We start from the raw sequence: 21,526 nt of genomic DNA on the forward strand, positions 1-21,526 counted from the left end.
TGAGTACGACGAACCAACATCAGGACAAAGAAAAGAGTTTAAAGCCCATTTTACCTTGAAACGTTAGTCGAGTTTAAATTCATACTCTCGTTCTACTTTACATATTCTCACATTATACCAATTATACCATTGTTCGCGACCTTTTTGTTGTGCAAATAGATGTTCTGTGTTTACCTTCCAATTCTTAATTGCCTCTAAACTTTCCCAATAACTTACTGTAATACCTACATCACTTCTTGCACTGTCAATTCCTAAATAGCCTTGTTGTAGTTTGGCTAAAGTTTCCATTTTTTCAGCCATTTCAGCATAGCCTTCAGTAATTTCAGTTTGGGTTGATGTAAATATTACAGCAAAGTATGGTTTAAAGTTTTTCATATTCATTTCCCATGAAATTGGGAATCTTTTTAATTAAGAACCCTTAGGCATTTCAAATTCTATGATTTTTTCTGTGACGTTATCTTCAAAATCTGTCAAGATAAATTTAATAAAAACACGATTCGTAGTAACACTCACAGGAAAATCTTTAATATTCTCTATAGTCTTAACATAATTAAACCAATCCTCACCACATTTATCTACAACATCATCTTTTAAATCTTTTGCTGCTGTTTCAATAAAATCAATCCAATCTTTCTCGGTATATGATAAAGTTTCAAATGTATTGGACTTTAATTGTTTTAATGGCTTCCATTCAGTGTCATATTGCTTCCACTCATTGGTGTTGCATTTAGCATCAGCACTCATAAATGAGAAACTATTTTCATAACGTTGAAATAGGCTAACTTGTTTGTAATCGTTATCAATCAGAACAATGTTTTTTCCTTCTGGTGAATCACTTATATCAACATTTATAATTGCTTTTTCTTCACCTTTTAAATCATGGGTTCTTTTATAATCACTAGTAGCAAGATTCTTAATTTCTACCTTTACGTTATCAAGGTTTAATCGAATAGTTCTTGCGATTTTATTCGGTGATAAGTAGCCATTAAAAACATATCCTATGTGGTTTCTGGTTTCTACTTTTACCCATTTTCCGCTAATTTTCTCACCTCCATCTAATACTACTAAGTTCTTATCTGTTTCTTCTAATACTCCTATGGCTTCTCCATAGGCTAATTTCGTCAACATTTTTCCACTAACATCAGGTTGATCTCTAAGAGATAATCCACTTTCTGCTGCCACGTAAGCTTCTTCTTGTTGTGCTGTTGCTATTGCTACATTGCATACCAACGCGATCGCTAAAATCTTTTTTAAATAGTTCATAATTTCTTGTTTTTAAGTTAAACATTTTAGCGGTTTGTTTTTCTTAGGATTCTTGCCTGTCGACCGACAAGTGTTTAGTTTATGCTGAACTTGATTCAGTATCTAGTTATTTAGTTTTTCATTTATATATTTAAATAGTTTTGGAAATTCGTCCTTTACATAGGTTTCATCCATTTTTCCATCGTAATTATTGTCTCCATATTCTAATCCAACTCTAATCATACCTCGTAAGTTGTTTAATTCTCTTTTGTCAAAGTCATTGAGCATTTTTATCGTTTCAATTTCGCCTATTCTGTAAATTATTTGCGTAATTATATACCCAAGATCATATGAACCCTCACCATCAATATTTGGAAAATGAATTAACTTATTAAATGCTTCGGAATCTTTCTTCAATGATAATTTAATCAACGAGACTATTTGTTTATTTACAGAATACTCTTGATGACTAACTAAAGTGTATTCTAGAATTATTCCATCAACACTGTCAGTCTTACATCCTAAAAAGAATGTTGAACTCAAAATTAGCGCTATATTTAAAATTATTTTTTTCATAGTTGTCAGATTCCTGCCTACGCAGGAATTTTACTTCTCTACAGTGATCCATTGGCCTTTATTTCTTACTAAATAATCATCATTATCATACATGGCTTCAGCCTGTGCTCCTGGTAAATAATAAGTGCCTAAATAAGATGCGTTCAGCATTACTGTAAAGGTCTTCGTACCATATTTCCCATTTCTACTCATATCAAAATAGAAATTCACTCGGTCGTCTCGTATATCTGTAAATCGTGCTTGGCTCACGGTCGTATCCCCAAAATCTGTAAATCGTGTATTAACGATATCCCAACCTGATGGGAAAATTTGTGTTAATGCTACATCATTGACATAATCTCTGGTTAGGTTTGAAACACTAACCGTGGCCACAAAATCCTGACCTTGTTGTAACTTAGTCACATCAATTTTGTTGCCTTGTAAATCTTTATAAACGGTTGAGATAGAAAAGCCGCGTTGTTCAGCTAGTTCCTCTCCTAGCTTTAGTTTTCCAGAATTTAAAATGCGAATATAAACCCGATTATCTTTTCCGTTTGAAATACTTATTTTGTTTGCTCCATCATTTACAGGAATATTGCGCTGTGCAATGCCATTTTTGGTATCGATAGTTTCAGTTTTACCATTGATGGTGTAAGTGACTTTTAAATCTTTACCACCATTTTGCCTAATCATTTTTCCTAAAGCCAATAGGTTATATGCTGTAGTTTGCGTACTCATCCAACGGTCACTAGATAGAGATTTAGCAATGCTCTTTGCTAGATCTGTTTTCTTAGGATGATTAGTTAATAGCATGGTTTCAAGAGCCATTGCTCTATTTCTATATGTGGAACCATATGTATAATTATCCGCTTCATCAGCAACAAAATCAATGTTAGCCGATTTTGAAATGGCATCACTGGCTTCTTTTTGTCCTGCTAAGGCGTAAGCTGCCGCTAATCTCCATTTGGCATTGTTAGATATTTCCTCAAACTCTCGTAATCGATTCATACTCGCCAAATCAGGATTTCCTGCCAAAGCTAATGTGTATAGGCGATACGCTTGCGCAAAATCGTTATTTCTATTTCTATAGCTTGGTCTCCAGTTACGAGCTGCTTGCCTTTGATAGTTAATCCAATTGTTTTTAAAACTCAATGGTAATACAAATCCTTTTTCCTCGGCTTCAATCATAAAATGACCAGCATAACTTGTGCCCCAATCATTTACTGAGCTTTCACCCATCCAATATCCTAATCCCCCAGTGGCATTCTGAAAACGTCCTAACTTGCCAATAGCAATTTCGACATTGCGCTGCACTTGCTTTTTCTTTTTCTCTGTTAAATCAAATACATCTGCTAAGTATAATTGTGGAAATATACTAGAGGTCGTTTGCTCAACACAACCATGAGGATAGCGAATAAGATATTCCATGCGTTTTGAGAAATCCATTGGTGGTAAGGTTGAGAACTCAACAGTAGCATGGTTACTTCCTAGTACACCAAAGGTTGAAAAGTTTATCGTTTGGTTTCCATTGGCTTGTAATTCCTTATCAATAACACGAGAGGTCATTGGGTTTGGATTCTCAACATCAATTTCAATTTTATAGGTTGATTTCTCTCCATTTCCTGTTGCGACAACTTCAATTGTATTGATGCCTTTTGCTTTGGTCACATCCAGTTCAAAATAGACCATTTTTTCATCTGGTTTACTGAATTGTAAGGACTGTGTTTTGTTTCCTTTCACCGTAATTCCATCACTAAGTTTTACGGACAAATTCACGTTTTTCACTTTGTCCTCCATGGCAAAAACGGTAACTGGAAGCGTCACTTTTTCACCTGGACTTAATTTACGTGGTAAAGTCGCCAGAACCATTAATGGTTTTTTAACTTTTACTGATTTTTCAGTACTACCATAAGCTTCAGTATTATTATTTCCTGCTACAACCATAGTACGCACCGAGCCAACATAATTTGGCATTTTGAGCTGATGCGTTTTTATCTGCCCTTCTTTCAATAGGAATGGCCCTAAATACGTCACCACAGGTTTAAAGCGATTGGCTTTTTTATTCTTGCCTTTGGCAGCAGCTCCATCTCCACCAATAGCGAATACCTGATCTATGCTACCAGAATAAGCTCCTATAACATCATCAAAAATATCCCAGGTTTTTACACCTAAGGCTTCTCGTGCATAGAAATTGTTCCAAGCGTTTGGTGTTTTGAAACGCGTTAAATCTAAGAGTCCTTCCTCTACTACTGCAATGGTATAGGTCATCGCTTTGTTATTCTTTTCTGAGACCTTAACTTCATAAGGTTGTTCGGGTTTTATCACATCTGGCATATTGATTTGTGGCTCCAATTTTGTTGCTGGATTTTCTACCATCATTGGAATGACACCATACAAACGAATCGGCAAATCATTTGAGGTAATAGCATGTGGCTGTAATAATGAAATATTAACAAATACATTTGGAGCCATGCCTTTTGTCACCGGAATATCAATTGTTGTTTCACCTTGCTTAGTTTTTACCCATTGGTGTTGTAATACTTCAGTACCATTTTCTATGCTTACTAAGGCTCTGCCTTCAGTACCCGATGGGAAGGTTAATTTAGCCGTATCACCAACATTATAGTTTTCTTTATCCGTTGAGAAGACTAACATTTTAGCGGCTTCCTTGTCACCTGAAGATGAATTAGACCACCAGTTTTTATAGAAATAAGCCGTACGTCCCGTGGCATGTCCACTTGCAGGATCAAACACTCTAATTAAATAACGACCTCTGTCACTTTCTGGAATGTTGACTTTAAAACTCGCTTTTCCTTTGGCATCTGTATTAATAGAATATTGCTGAACAGGTCTATGATAATTACTAGATACATAGCTCGATAGGTTGTCATATGAGGAATTCCACCACCAACGCCATTCAATTCTATAAACTTTTACTTCTAAGTTGTTGCGTTGAATCGGTTTGCCATCTGCAGTTACGGTAGCTATATCAAAGGTGTGATCTTCGTTTGTATAATATGAACTGTAACGACTTGCTTTAGGTGAACGTAATCCCACAAAACTCTCGTAAGGTGCGTATGGTATGGTGAAAGCATCGAGTGAGAAATCCCCTCCATTCTCAAAAGCTCTGACTAGGAATTGCGCATTTAGCATACCTGGAGCATTATGTCCAATGTTTAATTCTGAATCTACTTTAGCATTTCCGTTAGCATCGAGATTGCCTTCAAAAACATTGGTTTCTTCAGTGTTGAATTTCTTTGTAGGGTCATTAAAGACATAGTTATTGTACCCTTTAAAACTTGTATAGGTTGTGGTGAATTTTGCCTTGACTTCTGCTTTTAAGTTTTTTGCCGGAGCACCATGCAACCAAGCAACATTTAAGTCACCTTCTAAAGTTTCTTTAACCTTTAGAACTTTCTCTTTAAAGTCCATTTTAATTTTGAGACGATTCGGTTTAACCGTTTCAATTTTTAGGTTTTTAGTAAAGTTGGCTCCACCAACAGACACTTTTGCATTGTAGTTTCCGGTTTTGTAATCTGAAGACGTAGGCACTTTAAAATCATAGAAGTTATTGATATTATCTACGGACACTTTTCTATACACCAGTTTACCAACAGGATCTGTGATTTCTAGCTTTACAGGATGACGTTTTGGTAACTTATTCGCTTTATCATTAAGCACAAAGGTTAAGAATAAACTATCTCCTGGTCTCCAAACACCACGCTCTCCATAGATGTAACCTTTTAGGCCTCGTTGTAAGCGCTTACCAGATACATCAAACTTACTTAGGGATAAAGAATTACCATCAAACAATCTTATATAGCTTACATTTTTACCTTTAGAAACAATGGCAAATGCAGCTCGTTTTTTAGAATCGAGTTCTATAATACCTTCACTATTGGTATTGCCTTTTGTCAATTCTTGTTGTTGATAGTTATATAAAGTGACTGAGGCACTTGCTTCAGGGTTTGTAGACAAAATATTAGTTACAGCAAAGAAGTAGGTATTATCATTGCCTTGCTTGGCAATAACACCAAGATTAGAGCCAATTATATTAAGTGATGCTGTTCTGTTACCATAATTAAAATACGAATCTGTACATGGATTGTTTCGATCTCTATATCTGTAATTGGTATTTCTATAGCTATAAGTTAAGTTATCCCAATAACGCTCTTCTCTTAATTCTTGTTCTTCTTCTGAAATATCGTCAGAAGCTACGACATCTTCTTCGTAATAATCATCGTAATAGTCATCATAGTAATCGTTTTCATCCACTTCTGTCGTTTCGGATTTAGAGGAACAATCGTATAGTGAATAGTATTTTTTATAACTCAATTCCACACGATAAATAGCACCAGCATCTGCTTGTAAATATTTAGATAAATCGATGCTATACGCCTTCCACTTGCCTGTATTTTGAGACTCGTCTTGTATTAAGGTAATGGTCTCTTTTGCAATACGACGACCCACATGTTTTATATGATACTCATTGTTGCTGTTCATATTGTTTTCCTGAAGGAATTGCAACACATTGTCTTCAATAATTTTGATGATACGTACATCAACTTTACTCAGGTTAACAGCTTCGAAATTGAATTTTAAATCTTTTGAATTTGGCAGAATAGAACCATTGCTTATTAAACGTACTTGTGGCTTAAGCTCTTCAAAGGTTAGTGTTTGCGTAAATGGATTTTTGAGTTTAAAGCCGTCCGTGTTTTTAATACCTGTAAACACATCCACTCGTATATCACCTACCAATTTGTTGTCTGGATAAACTTTTAAAACATTACCCTCGACAATATATCTTGGGTTTTTTACGTTTTCAATCGTCACCAAACCTGCAAAGTTTTGTTGCTTTTTTAAAGGATCTGAAAAATTAAGTGATAGGTATTGTTCGGGATTTTGATACACATTAGTTTCTACAATACTAAAGTTGTTTTTACCAGGAATAGTGATAAAATTTTCTCCTTTATTTTCGGCCTTAATGGCTTTACCATCCCAAGCAATGTCGATTTTACTATCCTCTATCTCACGTTTAATACTGTCTATTCTAAATTCAAAATATTTAGAAGGTTTTGGTTCTTCTAGCCAAACAATATTTAAGTCTTTTTTCTTCTGTTTTGCAGTTACTAATTGCTTAGCCTCTTCTAAAGTGATAGCATCTGAAGAGCGTAATTGTCCCAATACATATTGCCATTCCTTGCTATAGGATTGCAAATTGTTGGTCATAATGGTAAAACTTGGAGTTATGGTTTTAAATTCAAAGGTGTAGTTTTTAAATTCTTGAGGAATATCTTTATAAATGTCACCTAGTTTTACAGTAACCCCATAGGCTGTAGCAGGCTCTAGAGATTCATCTGGAGTAAACAATAGTGTGTGTTTGTTTAGCGCTTTTAGCGTTCCTTGTATATAAGGTCGTGTTTTAATTAAACTAACATCTAGTTCTTGCTCTGCTTCCCAGCCTTCAACATCTTGCGCCAAATTAATTTTAATAAGTGTTTTTACTGAAACCACACCAGAAGTGGTATAACTTATATAATCCCTATACTTAAAGATGTTATCCGTTTCTACGGGCTTTTTTTTACATGAAATAGCGATTACAATTAGAGCTAGGAAGGCAAGGTGCTTTTTGATTTGCATAGTGATGATGGTATTAAATAAAACTTCAGTAAAAAGAAGGGTAGGTACTTTCTTGTTAAATAAGTACGCCTATTTTTATTCGTTTAGATTTTGGGCCGTTGTTAAATTGTTCTTAAAGTTACAATTTATGCGTGTTACTAGTACAAAAATGCTATGGGATTTTTACTTGAAGTACCTGAAGGATTTAATCATTGTTTTTAGGTTCAGTTAATCTAACAATACCATTAATCATGGTTACAACTCCTTCCTCTTCCACGGTACTTATATTATTATGCAAATCGCCTATTCTTTGATTTATGAAGTTTCTGTGCCTTTTACTAAAAAAAGTCTTAGTGTTTTCTGGATCGTCTGTAAGATCAGGGTCAAAACTTGCTCTTGCCCAAGGACCATATTCATTAGTTAAAAAATTAACTGCAAATTGCTCCTCTTCTAAATAATCTTGCAAAACGTCCTTCCATGAAATTAAGTAACGTCTTAAAGTATCGTTTTTAATGAGGTCAAAAGAAGATGAATTTAAAAGTGCTTCAACGGTTCCGTTTTTAGGGTTGAAAGATTTGTTTCTCCACACCAAACGGTTATAAAACCTCATACTATCAGCAAAATGTGCATTAGAAACATTTCGTTGAGGGTTGTTTAAATCAAAAGTTCTTATAATTTTCTGTAATCTGGTGGCCGCATGTAAACTTACTTTGTTGAAACTAATTATTGAATCTAACTGTGCTTTGTTCGATTTAAAGTCTAAGTTTATTTCTTTCAAAAAAGCCTGTTCTTTTGAGCGTTCTTTTTTTTGCTCATTCCAGTTGTTAATTTGCAGTGCAATCAAAATTCCGATTACAACTAGAAGAATCTCGCCAATGGCGTATTTGAAGTATTTAGCCATTTGATTTTTTTGGATTAGTGAGCGGCGCATATGTTGGAAGAATTTAATCATAAGGATTCCTTCACTTTAGCAATAATGCGTAATGGTGCTCCACTACCGTCTTTTATTTTCATGGGTAATGCTATGACTTCAAAATCTTTTAATGGTAATTGGTCCAGATTTGTAATATTTTCAAAGGCTGGTATATTCTCTGAGAGTAGGATAACATGGCTTTTAAAATATTCAGATTGTCCATAATCAATACTAGGTGTGTCTATACCAATAGCACTTATACTTCTATTCTCAACTAGCCAAGTTGCAGCTTCTGGCGAAAGTCCAGGGAAATGCAATAGCTTAATAGCTTCTGGTCCACGTTGGTCTGTCCCCAGATATTTAAGCTTATCAGGATAGTGTTTAGAATGGCCTGTATCCAAAAGAACTATGACCCCTTCTGGGATTTGACCATTTATCTTTTCCCAGTTTGTGAAATCCTTTACACTTACTAAATAATCTGGGTTGTTATTAGTATTTGCTGTAACATCAACTTTTATGGCCTGGCCTATTAACTTTTCTAATGGAATTTCTTCAACTGATTGTTTTCCTTTTGAGAAATGTATAGGAGCATCTATATGTGTTCCGCCATGTTCAGCAGTTTCAAAATTGTTTGCGGCATAAAAAAAACCCTTATCGGTATCTCCTTTTGCTACTACATCTAATTTAAACTCTTTAGCGGTAACCCAATACACGGTTTCCTCAGAAAATGTATGGGTTAAGTCTATAATTTTAGTCTTAACGATTTGCCTTTCTTCTTGGTCTACAGACTCATTACAGGAAAAGGTTACACATAGAAAAGCGAATAAATAGTACGTGTTGAATTTCATATTTCGGAAATTTTGGTGTAAAAAGTTGATACAAAATATATGGTCACTTGTTTAGGATAAACAAGTAAATTAGGTTGATGGTATGTTTGAGGTCAGTTAATAATATGTGTATGAAGATAATGAAATGTTACAGATTATTGTTCGTAGATACCAATAGTCAACTCTCCCTTATCATTCATTGTAGCGCGATACATCCCTTTAGTATTAAAATTTGCAACCATATTACCATTCTTATCTACCGCTACGATGCCACCATCACCGCCTAATTTTTTAACCTTATCTAAAACTTGTTCAGTGGCTTCTTTTAAACTCAGGCCTTTATAATCCATTAGTGCAGAAATATCATGGGCTACCTGAGCTCTTATAAAGTATTCCCCCCAACCAGTACTCGATACTGCACATGTGGCATTATTAGCATAAGTACCAGAACCAATAATCGGCGAATCCCCTATTCTACCATAGCGTTTGTTAGTCATACCACCAGTAGAAGTACCAGCTGCTAAATTTCCATCTTTATCTAATGCAGCACAGCCTACCGTTCCGAATTTAGAATTTTTAATATGGGAATCATAGAACTGAAAATATGCAGATTCTGTATCTATTTTCCCTTCCTTTTTTGCTTCTCTTTCTTTAACACGTTTTAGAGATTCTAAGCGCCTATCGGTATGAAAATATTTAGGTTCTACTAGTGTTAGACCTTGTTCTTCAGCAAAGGTTTCTGCTCCTGTTCCAGAAAGCATTACATGCTTAGATTTTTCCATTACAGCTCTTGCTAAATTTATTGGGTTTTTTACAGTAGTTGTACCAGCAGACGCACCAGCATTTAGTGTTTTTCCATCCATTATAGACGCATCTAATTCGTTTGTTTCGGCATTAGTAAAGACTGCACCTTTACCCGCATTAAACAATGGAGAATCTTCCATGACGTTGATAGTTTTGGTAACAGCATCTATACTACTTCCCCCGTTTTTTAAAGCCTCATAACCAACTCTAATCGCTTCTTCTAGTTTTGCTTTGTATGCCGCTTCTTTTTCTGGCGTCATATTCTTTTTTAGAATCGTACCAGCCCCACCATGTATAATGATAGCAAATTCTGCTTTTTCAGAGCTTTGTTCTTTTTGTTCTTCAGCTTTATCTGTAGCAATAGAAGCGCTTTCATTTTTACAAGCTAAGCATGCGAATAGGATAAGAATGAGGGGAATAATTTTTTTCATGTCGGTTAGATTTATATATGCTTTAAAGTTACATTTTTAGAGTTCAAGCTTCAAGCAAAACTGAGTTTTTATTAGTAACTTCGCGTCAAAATTTAATAATTCATAAAAAATAAACATATATGGAAGCAGTTGCTACCGATTTCGGAATACATGAAGCTTTAAACCAGTTAGGTCTTAAAGAGATAAATGAGGGAACTTCAACAGGTTCTAATAATTTTTCTAATGGCGAAATTATTGAATCATACTCCCCAGTTGATGGTCAGTTAATTGGCAAAGTAAAATCAACAACCAGAGCAGATTACGATAAGGTAATGGATGCTGCAACTAAGGCATTTTTGGCTTGGCGAGACGTACCTGCACCTCAACGTGGTGAAGTGGTGCGACAGTTTGGAAATAAGCTAAGAGAATTAAAAGAGCCTTTAGGTAAATTAGTCTCTTACGAAATGGGTAAATCATTGCAAGAAGGTTATGGCGAAGTACAAGAGATGATAGATATCTGTGATTTCGCAGTAGGTTTATCCAGACAATTAAATGGGCAAACCATACCATCTGAACGTCCAGGGCATGTTATGAGAGAGCAATGGCATCCAATTGGTGTTGTTGGCATTATATCAGCATTTAACTTTCCTGTTGCTGTTTGGGCCTGGAATACAGCTTTAGCATGGATATGTGGTGATGTTTGTGTTTGGAAAGCCTCAGAAAAAGCACCTCTATGCTCTGTTGCTTGTCAAAATATTATTGCTGAGATTCTTAAAGAAAATAATTACCCTGAAGGGATTTCTTGTATTATAAATGGTGATTATAAAGTTGGTGAATTCTTAACTACTGATGCTAGAATTCCTTTAGTTTCTGCTACTGGCTCTACCAGAATGGGTCGCATTGTTGGCGCAACTGTTGCTGAGCGCTTTGGAAAATCATTATTAGAATTAGGAGGTAATAATGCGATTATTATTACACCATCTGCTGACTTAAAAGTTGTAGTTCCTGGTGCTGTTTTTGGTGCTGTTGGTACATGTGGTCAACGTTGTACAAGTACACGTCGTTTAATCATTCACGAATCTGTTTACGATAAAGTACGTGATGCTATTGTTGGTGCATATAAACAATTAACGATTGGTAATCCTTTAGATGAGAATAATCACATAGGTCCCCTAATCGATAAAGATGCCGTAAACACTTATTTAGCGGCTATTCAAAAAGCAAAAGCTGAAGGTGGAAACGTATTAGTAGAAGGCGGTGTTTTAGAAGGAGAAGGTTACGAAAGTGGTTGCTATGTTAAACCTGCAATTATTGAAGCTGAAAATCATTTTGAAATTGTACAACACGAAACCTTTGCTCCAATCCTATATTTAATGAAATATTCTGGTGAAGTAGAAAATGCTATTGCAAAACAAAACGGAGTTGCGCAAGGTTTATCTTCTGCGATTATGACCAACGAAATGAAAGAAGCCGAAAAATTCTTATCATATGCTGGTTCTGATTGTGGTATTGCTAATGTAAATATCGGAACTTCGGGTGCAGAAATTGGAGGCGCTTTTGGTGGTGAAAAAGAAACAGGTGGTGGGCGTGAGTCTGGGTCTGATGCATGGAAAGTTTATATGAGAAGACAAACTAATACTATAAACTATTCTGACGAATTGCCTTTAGCTCAAGGCATTAAATTTGACTTATAGTTATAATGAAAAGAAAAGACATCTTAATATTAATTGCAATAAATATTGTTTTAACAAACATCTTCGCCTATTTTGATTATGATGGAGAAGGTTTTAATTATATTATTGAGATGTGGCATCTTTTATTGATTAGTTTGGTAGTGTTTATGATTTTACCAATGGTACTCCTATGGTTTTTTAGAAAATCTAAATACAGGATATTAATTGCAAGTATTGGTTTTTTACCAGTCTTATTTTTAATTGGGTACTTATTGTAATAAAAACCAAACTAATTTCAAAATAGACATAACTGTTTTTGAAATAAGTAAAATAAAAAACCGTTTCTAACTTTAGGAACGGTTTTTTATTTATAGCTTTAAAAACTAAAGCTTCGGAATAGTTATTGTAGTGGTTAAACCATAACGTATATTCTAAGTCTAATCTACATGACACAAAAAGAGCTTCAGCATTTATATTGGCGTTCAGGTTTTGGTATAAACCCAAAACAAGAAATGTCTGGCAGCAATAATAGAAAGCAAGTTGTTGACAGGCTTTTTGAAAGCTCCAAAAACACGAGTAAACTAGACATCGATTTATCATATCTTGATGGTATTAACCCAATAGACCTAAAAAAATATCCTTCATTAGCCAAAGAACTTAGGGAAAAGAACAAAGCGCGTATACTAGACCTTAATCATGCTTGGATTGAACGGTTGATACACCCAAAAGAGCTTTTACGAGAACGCATGACCTTATTTTGGGCTAATCACTTTGTGTGCAGAGATAGAAATCCACAACATGCACAGCAATACAATAATACGCTTAGAATACACGCTTTAGGTGACTTTAGAACTTTTGTAAAAGCTGTTTCTAAGGAAGCAGCAATGCTAAAATATTTAAACGGAAAACAAAATAGAAAACGCAAGCCAAACGAGAATTTTTCCAGAGAGTTAATGGAACTTTTCACCTTAGGTGAAGGCCATTACTCTGAAAAAGACATTAAAGAAAGTGCACGCGCTTTTACAGGATATAACCACAATTTTAAAGGAGAGTTTGTATTTAGAAGGTATCAACACGATTATGGTTTTAAGACCTTTTTTGGTAAAACAAGTAAATATGATGGTGATACTATTATTGATAAAATACTCGAAAACAAACAATGTGCAAGATTCATATCAGATAAAATCTATCGCTATTTTGTCAACCCTACACCAAATAAAACACATATAGAGGCCATGGCAAATATTTTCTATAAGGACTATAACATAGAAAATTTGATGCGTTTTGTATTTATGTCTGATTGGTTTTATGACCAAGCCAACATTGGCGTAAAAATAAAATCCCCAATTGAGTTTTTGATTGGTATGGTAAAAACAGTTCCTGTAACATTTGAAAGGAAAAAAGATTTACTTGTTATTCAGAGGTTATTAGGTCAAATGTTGTTGGATCCTCCTAATGTAGCAGGCTGGAAAGGTCATAAAGCCTGGATTGATGCCAATACTATTATGACACGACTAAAACTGCCTTCTGTTTTGCTCAATAATGCTTTAATTTCTTTGAAGGAGTATGGTGATTTCAATGATAAATTTAAAAAACAATATTTTAAAAGAAGTAAAGGAAAACTCCCTTTTAAAACCATACCAGATTGGGAAGCGTTTTTAAATAATTTTAAATCTGTTAAAACGGATGATCTTGCTGATATAATTATTCAAGGTTCAATTAATAATGGCATAGCAGGTTATCTAAAAACATTGAGTAAATCCTCTAAGCGCGATTTTTGTGTGCAATTAATGTCCTTACCAGAATATCAAATGTGTTAGTTATGGATAGACGTAAATTTATAAAAGATTCGACATTAGCAAGCAGCTTGTTTTTTATACCAAGTTTTGTAAAGGCTTTCGAGTCTGTTGCTTCAGAGAGATTAGGTTATAAGCGATTGGTTATTGTACAATTAGCTGGCGGAAATGATGGGCTAAATACTATTATTCCCTATAACAATGATATCTACTTTAATGCAAGGCCACGATTAGCCATTACAAAGGGCATTATAAAATTAAGTGATGATTTAGGATTTCATCCCAGCTTAGCTCCCCTACAATCTTTGTTTGATAATGGCGAATTGTCTATCATCAATAATGTAGGTTATCCAAATCCTGTACGTTCACATTTTAGGTCAATGGATATATGGCAAACAGCGAGTGACTCAGATGAGTATTTACAAAGTGGTTGGCTAGGACGTTACTTAGATAAGCATGGTAAAAAACCTTATAATGCTATTGAGATGGATGAGCAATTAAGTTTGGCAATGAAAGGCGAGCGTTTTAATGGTATTGCTACAAATGATTATAAAGTTCTTTATAAGACCGCTAAAGATCCTTTTTTCAAAAGTGTACTGACCCATTATAACGATGCACATTTAAGCGAGCATAATTTAGGCTATCTCTATCAGACCATGATTGAAGCTAAGTCATCGGCTAAGTATATTTATGAGACTACTCAAATAAAAGCATCCCAACAAGACTATCCGCAGAACAAATTTGCTAAACAACTTAAAAATGTAGCTCAGTTTATAAGCTCAGACATAGATACAAAAGTATTTTACACATCTTTGAACGGATTTGACACACACGCTAATCAACAAAACACACAAACCAGATTATTAAAGCAATATGCCGAAAGTGTATCTGCTTTTGTAAAAGATTTAAAACACAACCAAAAATTTGAAGATACTTTGATTTTAACTTTTTCTGAATTTGGAAGACGCGTTAAACAAAATGCAGCTAATGGAACAGACCATGGTGCAGCAAACAATGTATTTGTTATTGGTAAAAACTTACGTAAACCTGGTTTTTATAATGATCTGGTAAGTTTAAGTAATCTAGACAGTAATGGCGACTTAAAATATGAGATTGATTTTAGAACTATTTACGCTACAATTTTAAGTCATTGGCTTAAGGCCGATGATACTATTATTCTAAACAACAATTTCGAGAAGCTTAATTTTATATAGACTTAACCTGTTTAATTAAATAAAAAACCTTGTTTCAAAACTACCTTAGGCAGTCGAAACAAGGTTGTATAATTGATTAATAGCATATCAAAGATGCAAGTAATTTTTATTTGTGCTTAAATTTTTTGATGAATGGTCGAAAAAAATGTATAATCTGTAGTGTTTTTGCAAGTGCTTCGATAAGATGCGAAAAACACGGATTAAATCTATGTAAATTCCGATAAACTAATTATACTTTACTTTCCGTAAAATTCTAATCGTTTCTTTATAAGACTTATAAAGTTCAGAATCATACTTTTTAATGTAAGGTTTAGCGTAATCTAATTTAGGTAAAGCATCATCAAAACCATTGAGATAGCAAATTAAATAACTCGCAGCTAAGTTTTCTAAATCTACCAGCTCATGATTACCTAATGTTATGCTCTTTTCGAGTTTTTCGAGAATAACATTATTGGTATTATAAATATGGTGCAGTACTTTTTTGTCAAATTGTGGTGGTTCAAAAACTAAATTAGCCTCTATAGAATAGTTGGCATTATTATCAAAGTGAATGGTTTTTTCTTCAAGTTTATAATATTTATACGATTGCTGAAGCCCTAGCCTAACATATTCAACAATTTTAAAGGAATCATCATCATAAAAAATAGCAACTTCGTCTAATGCCGAATAAAACAAACGTACTTGCTCGTTAATTAATTCAATATCTACACGAGAATAGAATATTTCGTCTTTAACATGCTTTTTATCACCAGACCAGCAGAGCACAAAGTATTCTTTAAAGACTTTGTATTGTGGGTTAAAATCTTTGCGTTTGTTCATAAAATCGAAAACACCATCGAGTGTTAATTGAATATTGTTTTGAGCATGATTTTCAATTGCCGAAACGATTTTTGAGTTAACGTCTTTAATTTCAATATCAAAAACTTTAGGCATACTCATACTACCATCTCTAAAAAAGACGGAACCTCCATAATACTTCCATATGTTTTTTCTTAGTGCTGTAATAGCTTCATTAGATCTAATAGTAACTAAACCAACCACCTTATCATCTGGTAAGTGTGGAAAAGGAATATTTTCGTATTGTACAATTGGGGGATTAGTTAAATACGCATTAATAAGGTTTTGAATTTTACTGTCATCAAAAAAATCAACACCAATAATTTTATTATCCTCGTCCTCAACACCAATAACGATATACGAATTATTTTTAGGATTACTATTAGAGAGTGCGCAGATATGCTTTAAGAACTTAGCTTTCCCTTCTTTATGACTAATATCTACCTTTCTTTTTTTATCATAAAAACTGTTCTCATCATTGTGAGCTAAAAGATTTTTTATAAGAAGGCGTTTGTTAATCATATGCATTTCCCTAGAAAGAGGGAACCTCATTATTAAAGTAGTTCAATTTCTTTTTTTAAATTCTTTCTAGCCTGATTTTCAAATTTCATTTTATAGGCTTCAGTAAAGTACAATGTTTTGCGTTCTAAAAAATGCTGAAGTACTTTTTTTCGATCTGGTCTATACATAAAATTAGGATAGATCTTATATTCTTTTCTAATTTGTTTCGTGTAATTTTCATAAATATTCCATTCGCTTCCAAGAATAGATAAATCAAAATCTAAAAGGTAGGCGTTGTCCTTATTGTTATTTAAAATAATTTCATGCTTTTTGGTCGAAATAATCAAATTTTGAATATTTTTTAGTCTTTTTTCTTCATAATTTAAAGTTCCAAGAGCTTTTTGGGCAAAAAGTGCACTTTTATTTTCGTTATCTTTTTTAGTAGATTTATAAATAACATCGTGGTACCAAATTGCAAAAATCAAAGCTTCATAATCTTCAATATTATTTCTAAAACTTTCTGCTTGTAAAAGCATATTTTGTATGTGTGAAAGGTTATGGTAATATCTGTTTTTATCAGAATAATGCTTTAAAAGATCATCCCAAAGTGCAGCAATTCTGGTTTGGTCTTCGGTGTATTTTGAAAACAAATCGAACCACTTAGATTTTAACTCGGTAATCATTGAGACTTCTTCACAATAGTAGAACTAGCCTGAGCAGTACAAAACATCAACACATCAGCAATATTAACATGTACAGGTCGCGATATAGCAAAATAAATAACCTCAGCCACATCTTCGGCCTGCAAAGCTTTATAACCTTTATATACATTATCAGCCATAGCATCTCCTTTAAAACGAACTTCAGAAAATTCGGTCTCTACCAAACCAGGGTTTATGGCGGTAACTTTTATTCCAAATGGGTTTAAGTCAATACGCATACCTTCTGTTATAGCTAAAACAGCATGTTTACTTCCACAATATACATTACCGTTTGGATAAACTTCCTTGCCTGCAGACGAGCCAATATTTATAATATGCCCAGATTGCCGCTCGGTCATTCCAGGAATTACGGCCTTACTTACATAGAGCAACCCTTTTACATTAATGTCCATCATAGCATCCCAGTCATCTAGATTACCCGATTGTATTGGATCTAAACCATGTGCATTACCAGCATTATTAATTAGGATATCAATATCTTTAAATTCCTCAGGTAAGGACGTTATAGATTCCAGAGTTTTTTCTCTATTACGTACATCAAAGTTTAGAGTATACACTTCGGTTTGTTTTGAGAGGGTTTTCTCAATACTATCCAGCCGTTGTTGTCTGCGGCCACACAAGATTAGGTTAATACCATGCTTTGCAAATTCTTCTGCAGTGGCTCTACCTATTCCGCTGGTAGCTCCAGTTATTAGTGCAACTTTTCTTTTATTCATTTTATGTCAGTTTAAAAGCCCTTTCTCATGGAGAGGGTTGAGATGGACCTTTCTAAGGTACTTTATGTCCTTGACCAGCAACTAAGATTAAAAACCAATCTTCTAGTTCGAGATCAATATTTGCTGCTTCTACTGCTTGAGTCAAACGTTCTTTATTTGTTGTTCCTATTACGGGATGAATACCTGCAGGATGTTTTAATATCCATGCTAATAATAACTGATCTTCAGTGGCATTGTACTTATTCATTAACTCACCCAATTGCTTGTGAATACGTCTGGTTTGCTCGTTATCTTCCCTAAAAACTGAACCCAAAGGAGACCACGCCATAGGTTTTATACCACAAGTTGTCATATAATCTAGTGTACCATCATGCATGGCAGAATGTTGCGTCAATGAAAATTCTATTTGATTAACATCGATATCCATGCGCAAACCAATCATATCCATTTGAGGCGCTGTGAAGTTGGATACCCCAAAATCTTTGATTTTTCCTTGTTTCTTTAAAATGGTAATCGCTTCTGCAATTTCTTCAGCTACCATTAACGGACTTGGTCTATGTAACAAGAGTAAATCCAGATATTCGGTTTCAAGGTTTTTTAAGGACGCTTCAACTGACCAGATGATGTAATCTTTACTATAATCATAGTGCTTTACCTTATTATCTCTATCATCGCACATATATTGAATACCACATTTAGAAATAAGTTGAATGTCTTCACGCTTTACTCCAGAATCCATAAAAGCCTTTCCAAAATCAGCCTCTGTAGTATAGGCGCCATAAATATCAGCATGGTCAAAGGTTGTAATGTTATTAGAAATACAGTGGTGCATTAAAGCGACCATTTCTTTTTTTGAGAGTTGTTTACCCCAACTTCCCCAGGTCATTGTACCTGCAATTAATCGAGAATATGTCACTTTTTTTTCAGTTTATATCGGTTTTTCTGCAATTGGTGTATAAAAATACTCAAAACATAAGGAATATAGTATTCTTGTTATGTAATTATTCCATTGCCCAAATCATGAAACATTTACAGGCTACAAAAGCACTACTTTATATACTACTTTTTTTCGTTTGTTTTACCAGTTGTACTAAAGACGATATAAGCAATTCTGAAGCTGCTGCCAATATTACGGTAAAATTAAAAAGTACTATAGGTCAACTCAATAAAGTATTTATAGATATTGAAGATGTACAGCTTAAAGTAAAAGAAAATGAAGACTTGCCAAATGCTTGGATGAGCTTAAATATAATTAACCAAGGCACACATAATGCATGCACTTTAAATGAAGCTGATCCATTATTATTAGTTGATCACATAAAAATTGAGCCTACTTTTGTTCATAAAATACGATTGGTACTCGGTGATAATAATTTTATAGATCTTAATGGACTGCTTATGAGTCTAGATGTTTCAAATTTAGGTAATGCTACACCATCAAATTTGATAAGAACTGAGCTTTTAGCAAATAAAACCTATGAGTTTGTAATTGATTTAGATATAGATGAATCTATCCATTTTGATGAAGACCAAAACATGATGATATTAAACCCAAAATTATACACTGCAATACGACAATTTGAATATTAATTAACATAATCCATAATTAATCAATAAAAAAGGGCAACACAATAATCGTTTTTGCTCTTTATTTTTTTAACCAATTGTTAACAGCAACTACCGAATAATTTTAACATTTTGCACTTCTTAAAGAACCCTAATAATGGTTTTATATATAAACCTTAAAACATATGGAAGAAACGAGTACAATTGACATTAAATCAATTAATGAAAAGATAGAAAAAGAAAGTGCGTTTGTTGACCTTTTAACCTTAGAAATGAATAAGGTTATTGTTGGTCAAAAGCACATGGTAGAACGTTTATTGATAGGCTTACTTGGGCAAGGTCATATTTTATTAGAAGGTGTTCCTGGTCTGGCAAAAACCTTAGCAATTAACACCTTATCTAAAGCTATTGAAGCAAGTTTTAGTAGAATACAGTTTACCCCAGATTTATTACCTGCAGACGTTATAGGTACTTTAATTTACAATATCAAGGAAAATGATTTCACCATAAAAAAGGGACCTATTTTCGCCAATTTTGTCTTAGCAGATGAGATTAATAGAGCTCCAGCCAAAGTGCAATCAGCTTTATTAGAAGCTATGCAAGAAAAGCAAGTCACTATTGGTGACGAAACTTTTATTTTAGATAAGCCGTTTTTGGTAATGGCAACTCAGAATCCCGTTGAGCAAGAAGGAACCTATCCTTTACCTGAAGCTCAGGTAGATCGTTTTATGCTAAAAACAGTTATTGATTATCCAAAAATTGACGAAGAGCAGCTTATTGTTAGAGCCAACTTAAAAGGAGCTTATGAAATGGTAAATCCTGTGGTCTCTATTAAACAAATTCTAAGTGCACAAGAAGCAGTTAGAGAAGTTTACATGGATGAGAAAATTGAAAAGTACATTCTGGATATCATTTTTGCAACTCGTTACCCTGAGAAATATAAACTTGGAGATTTAAAAGCCTTAATTTCATTTGGAGCTTCACCTCGTGGTAGTATCAACTTAGCAACTGCAGCAAAATGTTATGCATTCATTAAGCGAAGAGGCTACGTTATACCTGAAGATGTAAGAGCTGTAGTACATGATGTATTACGCCACAGAATTGGTATTACTTATGAAGCTGAAGCAGAGAATGTAACTTCAGAAGATATTATCAATAAAATTGTAAACGAAATCGAAGTACCATAAGATTTTAGGTTTTAGAATAACGAATAACGATTTAAGAGATCGTCAATCAACAATCTTCAATCGAAAATTGAAACATGGACACCAAAGAACTTCTTAAAAAAGTACGAAAAATAGAGATTAAGACACGTCGTCTGTCTGATCATATATTTGGAGGCGAATACCACTCGACTTTCAAGGGTCGTGGTATGACTTTTTCAGAAGTTCGTCAATACCAATATGGTGATGATGTAAGGAATATCGATTGGAATGTTACTGCACGATATAATGAACCTTACATAAAAGTTTTTGAGGAAGAGCGTGAGCTAACCATGATGCTCATGGCAGATGTTTCTGGCAGTAAGCTCTTCGGAACTAAAAATCAGTTCAAAGATGAAATTGTTACAGAAATAGCAGCAACTCTAGCGTTCTCAGCAACTCAAAATAATGACAAAATAGGTTTAATCTTATTTTCAGACGATATTGAACTTTACATTCCCCCAAAAAAGGGACGTTCGCATGTATTAAGGATTATTAGAGAATTATTAGAATTTAAGCCTAAAAGTAAAAATACAGACATAGCTCAAGCGCTTAAGTTTTTGTCAAATGTGATGAAAAAGAAAGCGATTGTATTTGTACTGTCCGATTTCATTGCAGATGATTATAAGCAAACCTTAAAAATAGCCTCAGGACGGCACGATATTACAGGTATAAGAATATATGACAAGCACGAAGAGATGATTCCTAATATTGGAATGGTACAAATGGAAGATGAAGAAACAGGTGAATTAATGTTAGTGAACACCGCTTCAAAAAAAGTAAGATTGGGATATAGAAAATTTTACAATGATAAAGTCAACTATTTTAAAGACAGTTTTACTAAATCGGGAGCTGGTACAATTGATTGCCGCGTAGACGAAAGTTATGTGAAGAAGTTATTGGGCTATTTTAAACGAAGAGGATAAAAG

General features: G+C 34.0%; 18 protein-coding genes. 7 read left to right on the plus strand and 11 right to left on the minus strand.

From position 1 onward, the window contains the following. Window positions 1-63: 63 nt before the first annotated feature. The 7 genes from Q0912_RS16915 to Q0912_RS16945 all read right to left on the minus strand — a co-directional run bounded on the left by Q0912_RS16915 (window position 64) and on the right by Q0912_RS16945 (window position 10,391). The gene (locus Q0912_RS16915) at window positions 64-375 is read right to left on the minus strand and encodes an antibiotic biosynthesis monooxygenase (RefSeq protein WP_299117331.1); all 312 of its coding nucleotides are present in this window, start codon (window positions 373-375) and stop codon (window positions 64-66) included. Between the two features lie 33 nt (window positions 376-408). After that, window positions 409-1,263, minus strand: coding sequence for an SH3 domain-containing protein (locus Q0912_RS16920; protein WP_299117335.1), 855 nt, complete (start codon window positions 1,261-1,263; stop codon window positions 409-411). Window positions 1,264-1,365: 102 nt separating this feature from the next. Next, complete coding sequence (locus Q0912_RS16925) at window positions 1,366-1,785, minus strand: hypothetical protein (RefSeq protein WP_299117337.1); 420 nt, start codon at window positions 1,783-1,785, stop codon at window positions 1,366-1,368. 63 nt (window positions 1,786-1,848) lie between these two features. Further along, window positions 1,849-7,437, minus strand: coding sequence for an MG2 domain-containing protein (locus Q0912_RS16930; RefSeq protein ID WP_299117339.1), 5,589 nt, complete (start codon window positions 7,435-7,437; stop codon window positions 1,849-1,851). A gap of 184 nt (window positions 7,438-7,621) precedes the next feature. Beyond that, entirely contained in the window at window positions 7,622-8,317 is a 696-nt protein-coding gene (locus Q0912_RS16935; RefSeq protein WP_299117341.1) for a DUF6090 family protein, read from the minus strand. 47 nt (window positions 8,318-8,364) lie between these two features. Further along, window positions 8,365-9,177 carry a cyclase family protein gene (locus Q0912_RS16940; protein WP_299117343.1) on the minus strand — a complete coding sequence of 271 codons (813 nt, stop codon included), beginning with the start codon at window positions 9,175-9,177 and terminating at the stop codon, window positions 8,365-8,367. 134 nt (window positions 9,178-9,311) lie between these two features. Continuing rightward, window positions 9,312-10,391: an isoaspartyl peptidase/L-asparaginase gene (locus tag Q0912_RS16945; protein ID WP_299117346.1), complete on the minus strand. Its 1,080-nt coding sequence runs from the start codon at window positions 10,389-10,391 to the stop codon at window positions 9,312-9,314. A gap of 119 nt (window positions 10,392-10,510) precedes the next feature. Here Q0912_RS16945 and Q0912_RS16950 point away from each other — a divergent pair, with 119 nt between their 5' ends. From Q0912_RS16950 to Q0912_RS16965, 4 genes are all read left to right on the plus strand, one after another. Then, window positions 10,511-12,064, plus strand: coding sequence for an aldehyde dehydrogenase family protein (locus Q0912_RS16950; protein WP_299117348.1), 1,554 nt, complete (start codon window positions 10,511-10,513; stop codon window positions 12,062-12,064). A 5-nt stretch (window positions 12,065-12,069) separates the two neighbouring features. Further along, window positions 12,070-12,321, plus strand: coding sequence for a hypothetical protein (locus tag Q0912_RS16955; RefSeq protein WP_299117351.1), 252 nt, complete (start codon window positions 12,070-12,072; stop codon window positions 12,319-12,321). Between the two features lie 168 nt (window positions 12,322-12,489). Continuing rightward, on the plus strand, window positions 12,490-13,863 hold the full coding sequence (locus Q0912_RS16960; protein ID WP_299117353.1) for a DUF1800 domain-containing protein: 1,374 nt from the start codon (window positions 12,490-12,492) through the stop codon (window positions 13,861-13,863). A 2-nt stretch (window positions 13,864-13,865) separates the two neighbouring features. Further along, window positions 13,866-15,053: a DUF1501 domain-containing protein gene (locus Q0912_RS16965; RefSeq protein ID WP_299117355.1), complete on the plus strand. Its 1,188-nt coding sequence runs from the start codon at window positions 13,866-13,868 to the stop codon at window positions 15,051-15,053. 225 nt (window positions 15,054-15,278) lie between these two features. Here the strand turns inward: Q0912_RS16965 and Q0912_RS16970 are convergent, their stop codons facing one another. Genes Q0912_RS16970 through Q0912_RS16985 form a run of 4 tightly spaced genes read right to left on the minus strand, consistent with a single transcriptional unit; the run spans window position 15,279 to window position 18,745 of the window. Beyond that, complete coding sequence (locus tag Q0912_RS16970) at window positions 15,279-16,412, minus strand: ATP-binding protein (RefSeq protein WP_299117408.1); 1,134 nt, start codon at window positions 16,410-16,412, stop codon at window positions 15,279-15,281. A gap of 32 nt (window positions 16,413-16,444) precedes the next feature. Next, entirely contained in the window at window positions 16,445-17,074 is a 630-nt protein-coding gene (locus Q0912_RS16975) for a hypothetical protein (protein WP_299117357.1), read from the minus strand. Then, window positions 17,071-17,829: an SDR family NAD(P)-dependent oxidoreductase gene (locus tag Q0912_RS16980; RefSeq protein ID WP_299117359.1), complete on the minus strand. Its 759-nt coding sequence runs from the start codon at window positions 17,827-17,829 to the stop codon at window positions 17,071-17,073. Before Q0912_RS16980 ends, Q0912_RS16975 begins: the two co-directional genes overlap by 4 nt. 52 nt (window positions 17,830-17,881) lie before the next feature. Further along, window positions 17,882-18,745 carry an aldo/keto reductase gene (locus Q0912_RS16985; protein WP_299117361.1) on the minus strand — a complete coding sequence of 288 codons (864 nt, stop codon included), beginning with the start codon at window positions 18,743-18,745 and terminating at the stop codon, window positions 17,882-17,884. A gap of 104 nt (window positions 18,746-18,849) precedes the next feature. Here Q0912_RS16985 and Q0912_RS16990 point away from each other — a divergent pair, with 104 nt between their 5' ends. The 3 genes from Q0912_RS16990 (at window position 18,850) to Q0912_RS17000 (ending at window position 21,523) form a co-directional block, all read left to right on the plus strand. Continuing rightward, complete coding sequence (locus Q0912_RS16990; protein ID WP_299117363.1) at window positions 18,850-19,419, plus strand: DUF4382 domain-containing protein; 570 nt, start codon at window positions 18,850-18,852, stop codon at window positions 19,417-19,419. Between the two features lie 161 nt (window positions 19,420-19,580). After that, window positions 19,581-20,582 carry a MoxR family ATPase gene (locus tag Q0912_RS16995; RefSeq protein WP_299117365.1) on the plus strand — a complete coding sequence of 334 codons (1,002 nt, stop codon included), beginning with the start codon at window positions 19,581-19,583 and terminating at the stop codon, window positions 20,580-20,582. A 74-nt stretch (window positions 20,583-20,656) separates the two neighbouring features. Further along, on the plus strand, window positions 20,657-21,523 hold the full coding sequence (locus Q0912_RS17000; RefSeq protein WP_299117367.1) for a DUF58 domain-containing protein: 867 nt from the start codon (window positions 20,657-20,659) through the stop codon (window positions 21,521-21,523). The last annotated feature ends 3 nt before the right edge of the window (window positions 21,524-21,526 follow it).

Source organism: uncultured Winogradskyella sp., assembly GCF_947498345.1.
Lineage (GTDB): Bacteria > Bacteroidota > Bacteroidia > Flavobacteriales > Flavobacteriaceae > Winogradskyella.